The following is a 12468-nucleotide window of genomic DNA, read 5'->3' as shown; positions in this document are numbered from 1 at the left end:
CATGACCCGGTGTCTGGTCTGGTGGTTGCTGTGTTTGATCCCTGCGCTGGCGACAGCGCAGGACGAGCCGCTGCGCCTGGGTTTCAAGGGTGAGCTGCTTGCGTTGAGCCAGACTCAGGTGATCTCGCGTGAGCCATTGCCTGATGACTTGCAGACGCCGTTGGGCAGCTTGTGGAAGCTGTTTGTCTACGGTTGGCTGGTGGACACCGGCGCGCGTGAGCCCGCTTATGAATGTCGCGGGCAATCGAAGGAAGAAGTTTATTGCTGCACGGCGGGCGGCACGATCGGGCGTGATCAGGCGTTGGTGAAGTCTTGCGGGTTGTATTTCGAACCCGCGCGGTTGGGCATTGCCGGCGCGCAGTGGCGCGAGTATTGGCAGGCCAGACAAGCGCCGAAGTGGTTGCTGGATTTGCCGTCGTTGCAACCGCAGACCCGGGTTCCGGTGGCGGAGTTGTTGAAGGTGTTGGCCGTGATGCCAGCGCAGGATCAGGCGCGAAGGGTGTTGCTCGATGTGGTGCTCAATGCCGCGGACGGCAATGTCGTGGGTGAACTCGGTGGCCGGTTGCGGGTGAAAACCTGGAGCTGGCTGGGGGATCAGGATCCCTCGTCGCGCCAAGGCGGATTCGCGGGCTGGACGGTAGACGGCACACCGATCTGGGCCGGTGGGCGCGGCACCAGTCAGATGGTCTTGCGCACTTATGGGCAGGCGCTGGCGACGGTACTGCCCTCGTCGTGGCCAGCCGAGGCAGGGAAGTGCGTTGAGGTCGGTCTGTTCGCGCGTTATCCACTAAAACGCGTGCTGTCGGGGGATCGCGTTGTAGCGCCCGGCCCTTTGCAAGGCGACTATCGCGTCGAGTTCGCCAACGGCAATCAACTCGATATCCACAGCGATGGCGAGTTGTTCTTGCTCAAAGACAAACTCGTCGCCCGCCTCGATCGTGAAGAATACGTCGCCCGCGTCCTGCAGCGTGAAGCCAGGCCTGAACCCGTCGAAGCGGCCAAAGCCCTGGCCGTCGCGATCCGCACCTACCTGCTGCAAAACGCCACTCGCAACGGCGACTGCCTGAGCATCGATGACAGCAGCAGTCGACAGCGCGTCGCGCCACGTCCGGCCGCCACCGAGTCGCGCAATATCGCCTCGTGGACCAGCGATCTGGTTCTCGCAGGCAGTAACGTCACCTATCACTCCGACCAACCGGGGCCGGACAAACTCTCCTGGCAGCAAGCCGTCGAACAAGCCAATGCCGGCCAACGCTACGACGCCATCCTGCTGCATGCCTACCCGCGCGCCAGCCTCAGTCGCTGGGACAACCCCGTCGCCTCCTGCGAAGCGCTGCCCGCCGCGCAAGACTGGCTGCAAAACCAGCGCCGCGGCTGGCGCCAACGGCTCGAAAGCGAAGTTGGCTACAACGAAGTCAGCACCTTTGCGGTCTGCCGCCTGGCCTTTGGTCGTCCGTTTGTCGACCGCGAACGCCAGCGCATCTACGTGCGCGGCGTGCTGTCGTTGCAAGACCGCCTCGACCTGACCCACGAATACCTGCACCTGGCCTTCGAAGCACACCCTAACGGCCAGGATGAAACCTACATCGAAGGGCTCGCCCGTCACCTCTTGCTGGAATAGGCCATGAAACTCCGTTATCCACAGGTCTTGCTGTTGCTTTGCGCTTTTTGCGTACTGCCAGCGACATTTGCCGCCGTCAAACTTGATACGCCCATTGGCGGCTGGCGTACCGGCGCCCCTGAAGGCGAAGGCGAAAACTTTCGTCAGACGGTCAATTACCCGGCCTCGTCGGTCAACACCCCGGTGGGCCAGGCCAATACGGCGCGCATTACCGGCCAGATCCAATCCACCCCCAAGAGCAATGAACCTGGCAAGCTGATCGTCAACGGCGTCAGCATGCCGTTGAAAATTGACCCCGCCGGTCGCTTCGACCGCCCGTTCTCATTCCCCAAAGGCAGCAACAGCGTTGAAGTCCGCAGCCCCGATGGCCAACAACGCCACCGCACGCAGTTCCTCAATGCCAACGGCGGAGCCACCCCAGCCAAATTGCGCGTCCTGCTGGCCTGGGACAGCGACGGCACGGACCTGGACTTGCACCTCATCACCCCCGATGGCGCACACATCTGGTACGGCGACCGTGTCGCGCCCAATGGCGCGGCGCTGGATGTGGACGTGACCACCGGCTACGGCCCGGAAATCTTCGCCATGCCGGCGCCGATCAAAGGACAGTATTTGGTGTATGTGAATTACTTCGGCGGCGGGTATCGGAGTGATGAGGAAGGGCAGGAAGAAGCGGTTCAGCCACTGACCACCGCGCAAGTGACGGTGATTACGGAGGAGGGGACGCCTGATGAAAAAATGGAGACGTTCCTGGTGCCGATGCGGGCGGTGGGGGAGTTGACGTTGGTTAAGGGGTTTAGTTATCCGTGAGGGGAAATCGTCTCGGCACTGCTGAGGCCTTTATCCAATCCGTAGCAGCTGCCGAGCCTGCGAGGCTGCGTTCGAGCCGGGGTCGCGCTCGACCGAAGTTCTCGCATATCCGCTGTACACAGGTCTTCCTGAAAGAACCGGTTGCCTGATTTTACGACTGCTTCGTGGCCGGACGCAGACTTCGCCGGCTGCTAGAGGGAGTGCGGTGCTGTAGCTCTTTATTGATGAGGGGCTGAGGTTGGTTCGGGGGAGGGCGCGGGATTATTTCGGGCATTAAAAAGCCGGCTTGTGGCCGGCTTCTCGGGGACTGGCTTGGTTTATTTTTGGTAAACCGCGCCAGCCTTCAAAACGTACACCCGGATCTTGCGTCCGGCTGTGGGACTTGGCGAGAAAGTGATCTGCCTTGTCGGTGCGATCTGAGCCTTGAAAAGGGTCGATGCGCAAATGTGGGGCGCAGCATACTGATTTTTTTGAGGAATTCCCAGCTTGGCGTGCGGGGTAGAGCGATTGCGCTGAGGCGTAGCAGCTGCCGAAGGCTGCTACAGGGCTTCGTATTTACAGGAACGGTACGGACGGTCTGCGTTTGTTGAGCGTCGACCACCAGAACACCCACCCCAATACCCTGATGTTCTGCTTGTCGATCTGCTCGGCGCTGAAGATCTCATCCGGATACTCAGCACGGTTGTGGCTGCGCAGTCGCAGCGCATTTCCCGGCATCCGGTGCAGGTACTTGATCCGCAACATCCCGTCATGTTCGATCGCATAGATTTCGCCATCGATAATCTGCGTAAGCCCGCGATCAATGGCGAGGACAGAACCGTCTTCAATCTTTTCGGCCATGCTGTTGCCGATCATATGGGTGCAGATGGCATTGGCATGTTTGATTTCCAGGGAGTCGAGGTAGCTGTGGGGCAGGCGGATGGATTGGCCGGGGTCCTCGACGACGTGGGTTTTGTTGGAGCCTGGGGCGGTGGCGGTCTCTTTGAAGAAGGGCAGTTCGACGTCGATGGGTTCGATCACCGTGTAGATGCCCCGGATGGCTTGGGCGTCGAAGGTGTTGCCGGACTCGTCGAGCACACGCAGGCGCGAGGACTCTTTAGGACCTTCGCCGGTTTTCAGCCAGTCACTGTTTACAGACAGAAGTCGGGAGACTTCTTCCATGCGATAGGCGGGCACACCACGGGTGTACCAGTTATGGATATTTTGCGCTTCCGTGTCGAAGAAAGCGGCAAATCCTGTCGTTGTGATGTTGGCTGCTTCGAGGAGCGCTCTGAACCGTGGGCCGCTAGTGTTCTTTTTCATAAACACGAGTCTACGGGCGCAGGATGGGGGTTTGAATAAACGACCCGTTCAAATTTCGAGGGAAATTTAAGACCGGATGTAAGACGCTTTTCGTAAAAAATAAACAGGCAAACACCCAGGCCGAAATGCTCAAAACTCATTGTTAAAAGCGTTCCAGGCGGGCACAAAAAACCCCGGATCAACCGGGGTTTTTCTTGAAGCGTGAGGCTAGAAACTAACCGTTGCTTCTCAGCCTTTGTAGGCGGCAACCGACTTGGTGATCGCGGCGCGGGCGGCGTCTGCGCCGTCCCAGCCTTCGATTTTCACCCATTTGCCTTTTTCGAGGTCTTTGTAGTTCGCGAAGAAGTGCTCGATCTGCTGGATCAGCAGGGCTGGCAGGTCGGTGTATTCCTTCACGTCCACGTACAGCTGGGACAGCTTGTCGTGTGGGACTGCGATGACTTTGGCATCGCCGCCGCCGTCGTCGGTCATGTTCAGGATGCCGACTGGACGCGCGCGGATCACTGAACCTGGAGCAACCGGGTAAGGGGTCACGACCAGCACATCGAGGGGATCACCGTCGTCAGCCAGGGTGTTCGGGATGTAACCGTAGTTGGCCGGGTAGAACATTGGGGTGGCCATGAAACGGTCAACGAACAGGCAATCGCTGTCTTTGTCGATTTCGTATTTGATCGGCGCGTGGTTGGCCGGGATCTCGATCGCGACGTAGATGTCGTTCGGCAGGTCTTTGCCAGCCGGAATCTTGCTGTAGCTCATTGGGCGGTGCCCCCGTTAGTTGACCAAAAATACTTGGCCGGATTGACCAAAAAGTGGCGGCGATTATAGGCATATTCCGCCACCGTTGCTATGTGCCAGAGGTCGTGTAGACCTTAGTCGTGAGCCTGATAGACCGGATCGTTGGCCTGAAGTTGCCTAAGCCTTGCCAAGGGATCCTGCCGGTAAAACAGCCTCAACTGCTCGTAGACCTGTGGATAAGCCTCGTGCAGCAGATCCGGGGCGCTGAAGAAGTATTCGCTGGTGACCGCAAAGAACTCGGCGGGGTTTTCCGCGGCGTACGGGTCGATGGCGGTTTCAGCGTCCGGGTTGCGCTCGAGTTGCCGGTCGAGGTCGTCGTAGGCTTCCTGCATGACCTTGGCCCATTCGCTGACGCGCATGTCGGCGTGCAGCGGTGGCAGGCCATTGGCGTTGCCGTTGAGCATGTCGAGCTTGTGCGCGAGTTCGTGGATCACCAGGTTGTAGCCTTCCCAGCCACCGCTGGCCATCACGCCGGGCCAGGCGAGGATGATCGGGCCTTGCTGCCAGGCTTCGCCGCTGTGTTCACCGTCCCATTCGTGTTCGACGCCGCTGGCATCGCGATGGCGCTGGGGGCTGAGGAAGTCGTCGGGGTAGAGGATGACTTCGTGAAAGCCCTGATACCAGTTCAGATCACCCAAATGCATGAGCGGTAATTGGGCCTGGGCGGCGAGCAGCAGGCGCTGCTCCTGGTGGAGTTCTACGCCGGGCAGGGCGGTCAGGTGTTTGTCTTGCAGGAACAGCACGCTGGCTTCGCGCAGCCACTGGTCTTCGGCCGCGCTGATGCCATCGAGGAAGCTCAGGTGATGGCGCACCCGTTGCCACATGTCGTCGGCAATCGGATGCCTGGCCAGGGTGCGCCGGCGTCGCCAGGCGCTAAGGGACCACATCGTCAGTCAGCGGGGTTCGGCTTTGGACGCGCCATTAGCGAGACGGCTGCGGATTACGCCAATGATCATCGGTAGCAGCGACACCAGGATGATACCCACCACCAGCAGCGACAGGTTTTTCTTGATGAACGGTACGTTGCCGAAGAAGTAGCCGAGGGTTACCAGGCCACCCACCCAGAGGATGGTGCCGAATATGCTGAAGGCGAAGAAACGCGGGTAAGGCATTTTGCCAACGCCGGCGACGAACGGGGCAAAGGTACGGATGATTGGCATGAAACGCGCCAGGGTCACGGTTTTGCCGCCATGTTTGTCGTAGAAATCGTGGGTTTGTTGCAGGTAATCGCGGCGGAAGATTTTCGAGTTCGGGTTACTGAACAGCCGTTCGCCGACGGTGCGGCCGATCACGTAGTTGGTGCTGTCGCCGAGGATCGCCGCCAGCATCAGCAGGCCGCCCAGCAGTACCGGATCCATGCCGCCACCGGCCGCCACGGCGCCCGCGATGAACAGCAGGGAATCGCCCGGCAGGAACGGCATCACCACCAGCCCGGTTTCGCAGAAGATCACCATGAACAGGATGGCGTAGATCCATGCTCCGTAGTTGTTCACCAGCATCTCGAGGTAAACATCGAGATGCAGAATAACGTCGATCGGGTTGAAATCCATGGAAAGCACCTGTGGTGATGGCCCGACTCAGCAGGCCTGTGCGGATAGCTTCGCGTAAGACTACAGCGGGGTGTGATTTTTCTTACGAGCCGTGAGGTGTGGGCATTATACGGGGTGAAAAGTGAAAAACGCGTCGAGTTTGTAGCGAGGAATATCGATGTGTTGCAGAGTTTGTCGGAAAAGGTCGCAGCCTTCAGTAGCACCTACAGGTTCGAGGTTGCCTCGGTCAATGCAGGCGCTGCCGAAGGCTGCGATCTTCTTGGTGACCTTAAAGTTCGTCACTGATCGGCAATACGTAATTCTTGAACTCGGTGTCTTCCCTGAACCCGATGGACTCGTAGGTTTTCTGCGCGACTTCGTTGTTGCTGCTGGTGGAAACGCGCATGCGCACGGCATTGGTTTCCTTGGCCATTTTCTTCGCGGTGCGGATCAGGTTGTCGGCCACCAACTGGCGGCGGGCGTCTTCGGCGACGTAGATGTCGTTGAGGATCCACACGCGTTTGAGCGAAAGAGACGAGAAGCTCGGGTACAACTGACAGAAACCCAGCAGTTTGTTGTTGTCGTCATCGGCCAGGGCCAGGTAGATCACCGACTCTTTGCGCCGCAGGCGCTTTTCGAGGAACGCTCGGGACGAGTCCGGATACGGCAGGGAACCGTAAAACTCACGATATTTGACGAACAACGGGGTCAGCAGGTCCAGGTGTTCGAGGGTCGCTTGAATAATCCGCATGGTAGGTCTCGTCTTCAAGTGGCTGTCTTACATGGTGACGGCGATAGGAAACCCTTGGCGGCCGTGCATCGATCCTGCCTTAAACCGGAATAGAAACGCAATGCGGAAACGGTTCAGGCATCCGACGGGCTGAGTAGGAAATTACCTTTCAAACCTGCTCCTGTGTCCGACTCCAGCGTCTGAACCTGGGCTTCGTCCTTCAGACTGACCCCCGATAACTGCCGCCGACAGGCTTCGCGCATCAAATACAGCAAACGGTGTGCCGCCATGCCGTAACTCAAGCCTTCGAGCCGGACATTCGATATGCAGTTGCGGTAGGCATCCGTCAGTCCGACCTTGGGATTATAGGTGAAATACAGCCCCAGGCTGTCTGGAGAGCTTAATCCAGGGCGTTCCCCGATCAGAATGACCACCATTTTTGCGCCCAGCAGCTCGCCAATCTCATCAGCCACCGCAACCCGGCCTTGTTCCACCAGAATCACCGGCGACAGGGACCAGCCTTCGATAGCTGTCTGTTCTTCCATGCGTGCCAGAAACGGCAAGGTATGGCGATGAACGGCCAGTGCCGAGAGACCATCGGCCACCACTACAGCCAGATCCACCCCGCCAGGATTGGCTCGTGCGTAATCACGCAGTGTCTGCGCCGACTCGTCACTCAACTTGCGCCCCAAGTCGGGGCGCTGCAAATAGCTGTTCCGGTCCGTGGCGGCGCTGTGCAACAGCAAACTCTCACGCCCACGCTCGGTCAGTTGCGAACTGAGCGCCGAGTGATCGAAAGGCAGGTGCACCGCATCCCGGGCCTGGGCATGGGCGTACTGGAAATCCAGCTGCGCGCGGGTCGGCATGCTGGTGCCGGTACGGCCGAGGGCAATGCGTGCCGGGGTCAGGCGACGCAGGTCCCGCAACGGATTTTGCGGATCGACGGGGGGCTTATCCATATAAACACTCATCCCAGTTGCGCCAATGCCTGGCGGAACGCCGGTGGCAGGCTGTTGCCGAAGTGAATTTTGCCGTCCGCCTGGGTGAAGATGCCCATGTTCGCCAGCCACTGTTCAAACTCCGGCGCCGGTTTCAGGCCCAGGGTTTGCCGGGCGTAGAGGGCGTCGTGGAACGAGGTGGTCTGGTAATTGAGCATGATGTCGTCGGAGCCGGGGATGCCCATGATGAAGTTGATCCCGGCTACGCCCAGCAAGGTCAGCAGAGTGTCCATGTCGTCCTGGTCGGCTTCGGCATGGTTGGTGTAACAGATATCGCAGCCCATGGGTACGCCCAGCAGCTTGCCGCAGAAGTGGTCTTCGAGGCCGGCGCGGATGATCTGTTTACCGTTATAGAGGTATTCCGGGCCGATGAAGCCTACGACGGTGTTCACCAGAAACGGTTTGAAATGCCGTGCCACGGCGTACGCGCGGGTTTCACAGGTCTGTTGATCGATGCCGTGGTGGGCGTTGGCCGACAAGGCACTGCCTTGGCCGGTCTCGAAATACATCAGGTTTTGGCCCAATGTGCCGCGATTCAGGCTCAAGCCCGCGTCGTAGCCTTCCTGTAAAACGTTGAGGTTGATGCCGAAACTGGCGTTGGCCGCTTCGGTGCCGGCAATCGACTGGAACACCAGGTCCAGCGGAACCCCGCGATTGACCGCCTCGATGGAGGTGGTGACGTGGGTCAGCACGCAGGCCTGTGTCGGAATGTCGTAGCGCTGGATGATCGCGTCGAGCATTTCCAGCATGGCGCAAATCGATGCGATGCTGTCGGTGGCCGGGTTGATGCCGATCATCGCGTCGCCGTTACCGTACAGCAGACCGTCGAGAATGCTTGCGGCGATGCCGGCCGGTTCGTCCGTGGGATGGTTGGGTTGCAAGCGTGTCGAGAGCCGGCCACGCAGGCCCAGGGTGCCGCGGAACTTGGTGACCACGCGGATTTTCTGCGCCACCAGCACCAGGTCCTGCACGCGCATGATCTTCGACACGGCGGCGACCATTTCCGGGGTCAGGCCGGGGGCGAGGGCGCGCAGGCTCTGTTCGTTGGCGGCGTCGCTGAGCAGCCAGTCACGGAAACCGCCGACGGTGAGGTGGCTGACCGCTTTAAAAGCCTGTTTGTCGTGAGTGTCGATGATCAGTCGGGTGACCTCATCGGCCTCGTAAGGAATCAGCACTTCCTCCAGGAAGTGGGCCAGCGGGGTGTCGGCCAGGGCCATCTGCGCGGCCACCCGCTCGCCATCGTTGAGGGCTGCAACGCCGGCCAGAAAGTCCCCGGAGCGCGCCGGGCTGGCTTTGGCCATGACCTCCTTGAGGCTGTCGAAGCGGTAGGTCTGGGCGCCGACGGTATGGGCAAATACGGCCATGGGACGGTGTCCTCCTGATTCAATAAATATCTCAAATGCACCACTAAACCCCTGTGGGAGCGGGTTCTGGTGCACTTCAATAGGGCTGGCGCCGGGAATCAGCCCGGCGCCGGTGCATTTCAGACGCCTTCGAGCATCGCATCTGCCGGCGCATCGGCGCGTTGCTTGGCGGTCAGTTGGAAATACAGGTAACCGGCCACCATGAAACCGAGGAACACACAGCCGATCAGCGCGTTGAACCAGGCCATCGCCACCAGGCACACCACCGCCAGAAACAGCGCGATCCCCGGTACGATCGGGTAGCCCGGCGCGCGGAAGGTGCGCTCCAGGTTGGGTTCGGTTTTACGCAGTTTGAACAGGCTCAGCATACTGATGATGTACATCACGATGGCGCCGAATACCGACATGGTGATCATTGCAGCCGTCAGCGTCATGCCTTGCAGGTTGATCAGGCCGTCGCTGTAGATCGCCGCGATGCCGATCACGCCGCCCGCCAGGATCGCCCGGTGCGGGGTCTGGAAGCGCGACAGTTTGGCCAGGGAAGCTGGCAGGTAACCGGCGCGAGCCAGGGCGAAGAACTGCCGCGAATAACCCAGAATGATCCCGTGGAAGCTCGCCACCAGGCCAAACAGACCGATCCACACCAACATGTGCATCCAGCTCGAGTTGTTGCCGACCACGGCTTTCATCGCCTGAGGCAGCGGGTCGTTGATGTTCGACAGTTGGCGCCAGTCGCCGACACCGCCGGCCATGACCATCACGCCGATGGCGAGGAACACCAGGGTCAGAATGCCGCTGACGTAAGCCTTGGGAATCGTGCGTTTCGGGTCCTTGGCTTCTTCGGCGGCCATGGCTGCGCCTTCAATGGCGAGGAAAAACCAGATCGCGAACGGGATGGCCGCAAAGATGCCGGGAATCGAGGCCATGCTGAATTCGTTGGCGCCCGACCAGCCGTTGAGCACGAAGTTACTGAAGCTGAAGCCCGGTGCGACCACACCCATGAACACCAGCAATTCGGCGACGGCGAGCACGGTGACCACCAGTTCGAAGGTGGCCGCGATGCTCACGCCGAGGATATTCAGGGTCATGAACACGAAATAGGCGCCAACCGCGGCGACCTTCGGGTCCAGTTCCGGGTATTGCACATTGAGGTAGGCGCCGATGGCCATGGCAATTGCCGGTGGCGCAAAGACGAATTCGATCAGGGTGGCGATGCCGGCGATCAGTCCGCCTCGCTCGCCGAAGGCTCGGCGGCTGTAGGCAAACGGCCCGCCAGCGTGGGGAATGGCGGTGGTCAATTCGGTGAAACTGAAAATGAAGCAGGTGTACATCGTCGCCACCATCAATGCGGTGACGAGAAAACCCAGGGTACCTGCGGTGCCCCAGCCATAACTCCAGCCGAAATACTCGCCGGAAATCACCAGGCCGACGGCAATGCCCCATAGATGCAGGGTGCCGAGTGTGGGTTTGAGCTGTGTAGTAGAAGTCATAGGTCCTCTCTGCGTAGTAGAAGTCATAAGTCCTCTCTGTCTTTTTTATTGTTTGATTTGTTGGACTTTCGGGTATGGCATTCAGCGTGTAGAGCGGGCAAGCAAAGCCCATGCCAGACCGGCAGAGCGATGAAGGAGGCGTTTAAGGGCACCATCGCGGGCTTGCCCGCGATGGCCTTCTGAAGGGCGATACAGAAATACCTGTATCGCCCCCCGGTTTTTAGAAGAAGCCCAACGGGTTGATGTCGTAGCTCACCAGCAGGTTTTTGGTCTGCTGATAGTGATCGAGCATCATTTTGTGGGTTTCACGGCCGACGCCGGACTTCTTGTAACCACCGAACGCGGCATGTGCCGGGTACAGGTGGTAGCAGTTGGTCCACACGCGACCGGCCTTGATGGCGCGGCCCACGCGGTAGGCGCGGTTGATGTCGCGGGTCCAGAGGCCGGCACCCAGGCCGAACTCGGTGTCGTTGGCGATGGCCAGGGCCTCGGCTTCGTCCTTGAAGGTGGTGATGCTCACCACCGGGCCGAAGATTTCTTCCTGGAACACGCGCATTTTGTTGGTGCCCTTGAGCAGGGTCGGCTGGATGTAATACCCGGTCGCCAGGCTGCCCTCGAGTTTTTCCACCTTGCCACCGGTCAGCAGCTCGGCGCCTTCGCCCTTGGCGATGTCCAGGTACGAAAGGATTTTGTCGAATTGCTGCTCGGACGCCTGGGCGCCGACCATGGTGTCGGTGTCCAGCGGGTCGCCACGCTTGATCTGCAGGACTTTTTTCATGACAACTTCCATGAACTCGTCGTAGATCGACTCCTGTACCAGGGCGCGGGACGGGCAGGTGCAAACTTCGCCCTGGTTGAAGAATGCCAGCACCAGACCTTCAGCGGCTTTCTCGATGAAGGACGGTTCGGCCTGCATGACGTCTTCGAAGAAGATATTCGGCGACTTGCCTCCCAACTCCACTGTGGACGGAATGATGTTTTCGGCGGCGCATTTCATGATGTGCGAGCCGACTGGAGTCGAACCGGTGAAGGCGATCTTGGCGATGCGTTTGCTGGTGGCCAGGGCTTCACCGGCTTCTTTGCCGAAGCCTTGCACCACGTTGAGCACGCCAGGTGGCAGCAGGTCGCCGATCAGCTCCATCAGCACGGTAATGCCCAGCGGGGTTTGCTCGGCAGGTTTGAGGACAATGCAGTTACCGGCGGCCAGGGCCGGAGCGAGTTTCCAGGCGGCCATCAGAATCGGAAAGTTCCACGGGATGATCTGCCCGACCACGCCCAGCGGTTCATGGATGTGATAGGCCACGGTATTGCCGTCGATCTCGGCGGCGCTGCCTTCCTGGGCGCGAATGCAACCGGCGAAGTAGCGGAAGTGGTCGGCGGCCAGCGGGATGTCGGCGTTGAGGGTTTCACGCACGGCCTTGCCGTTGTCCCAGGACTCGGTGATCGCCAGCAGTTCCAGGTTCTGTTCGATGCGATCGGCGATTTTCAGCAGCACCAGCGAGCGTGCCTGGGCGGACGTGGCGCCCCAGGCATCGGCGGCGGCATGGGCGGCGTCCAGGGCTTTTTCGATGTCTTCGGCAGTGGAGCGCGGGAATTCGGCAATCGGTTGGCCGTTGACCGGCGAAGTATTGGTGAAGTACTGACCTTTGACAGGCGCGACGAACTCGCCGCCGATGTAGTTACCGTATTTGCTCTTGAACGAAACGATAGCGCCTTCAGTGCCTGGGTGAGCGTAACGCATGATGGGTTTCTCCTTGGCTTTTGTGCTTATAAGGGAGGACGCGCCAGAGCGCGGTAACAAGCGTAGAGCAAAGGTTGGGCCACCGCCT

At 59.8% G+C, this 12468-nt stretch carries 11 protein-coding genes; 2 read left to right on the top strand and 9 right to left on the bottom strand.

The genetic code is table 11. The features are described from left to right. The first annotated feature begins 1 nt into the window (after position 1). Positions 2-1621, top strand: a complete 1620-nt coding sequence (locus tag PSH69_RS26390; RefSeq protein ID WP_305410261.1) for a DUF2300 domain-containing protein — start codon at positions 2-4, stop codon at positions 1619-1621. A gap of 3 nt (positions 1622-1624) precedes the next feature. Next, the gene (locus PSH69_RS26385) at positions 1625-2431 is read left to right on the top strand and encodes a YfaP family protein (protein ID WP_305410260.1); all 807 of its coding nucleotides are present in this window, start codon (positions 1625-1627) and stop codon (positions 2429-2431) included. A gap of 555 nt (positions 2432-2986) precedes the next feature. On the opposite strand, the gene PSH69_RS26380 is transcribed toward PSH69_RS26385, so the two are convergent. The 9 genes from PSH69_RS26380 to PSH69_RS26340 form a co-directional block, all read right to left on the bottom strand. Further along, positions 2987-3733, bottom strand: coding sequence for a S24 family peptidase (locus PSH69_RS26380; protein WP_305410259.1), 747 nt, complete (start codon positions 3731-3733; stop codon positions 2987-2989). A 228-nt stretch (positions 3734-3961) separates the two neighbouring features. Continuing rightward, positions 3962-4489: an inorganic diphosphatase gene (gene ppa / locus PSH69_RS26375; protein WP_007933577.1), complete on the bottom strand. Its 528-nt coding sequence runs from the start codon at positions 4487-4489 to the stop codon at positions 3962-3964. Between the two features lie 113 nt (positions 4490-4602). Continuing rightward, on the bottom strand, positions 4603-5415 hold the full coding sequence (locus tag PSH69_RS26370) for a zinc-dependent peptidase (protein WP_305410258.1): 813 nt from the start codon (positions 5413-5415) through the stop codon (positions 4603-4605). Between the two features lie 6 nt (positions 5416-5421). Then, positions 5422-6078, bottom strand: coding sequence for a DedA family protein (locus PSH69_RS26365; RefSeq protein ID WP_096479485.1), 657 nt, complete (start codon positions 6076-6078; stop codon positions 5422-5424). A gap of 268 nt (positions 6079-6346) precedes the next feature. Continuing rightward, positions 6347-6808: an N-acetyltransferase gene (locus tag PSH69_RS26360; RefSeq protein WP_018925733.1), complete on the bottom strand. Its 462-nt coding sequence runs from the start codon at positions 6806-6808 to the stop codon at positions 6347-6349. Between the two features lie 113 nt (positions 6809-6921). Next, positions 6922-7746 (bottom strand): ethanolamine ammonia-lyase subunit EutC, encoded by an 825-nt coding sequence (gene eutC, locus PSH69_RS26355; RefSeq protein ID WP_305410257.1) that lies wholly within the window; start codon positions 7744-7746, stop codon positions 6922-6924. 8 nt (positions 7747-7754) lie between these two features. After that, positions 7755-9149 carry an ethanolamine ammonia-lyase subunit EutB gene (locus PSH69_RS26350; RefSeq protein ID WP_305410256.1) on the bottom strand — a complete coding sequence of 465 codons (1395 nt, stop codon included), beginning with the start codon at positions 9147-9149 and terminating at the stop codon, positions 7755-7757. A 119-nt stretch (positions 9150-9268) separates the two neighbouring features. After that, a complete protein-coding gene (gene eat, locus PSH69_RS26345) occupies positions 9269-10639 on the bottom strand; it encodes an ethanolamine permease (protein ID WP_096479488.1) in 1371 nt (456 codons plus the stop codon). A 220-nt stretch (positions 10640-10859) separates the two neighbouring features. Then, positions 10860-12380: an aldehyde dehydrogenase family protein gene (locus PSH69_RS26340; protein WP_018925737.1), complete on the bottom strand. Its 1521-nt coding sequence runs from the start codon at positions 12378-12380 to the stop codon at positions 10860-10862. Positions 12381-12468 lie beyond the last annotated feature (88 nt).

It is taken from the genome of Pseudomonas sp. FP1740, from assembly GCF_030687165.1.
Lineage (GTDB): Bacteria > Pseudomonadota > Gammaproteobacteria > Pseudomonadales > Pseudomonadaceae > Aquipseudomonas.
The sequence above is the reverse complement of the archived record's forward strand: the minus strand, read 5'-3'. Positions and strand labels throughout refer to the sequence as shown.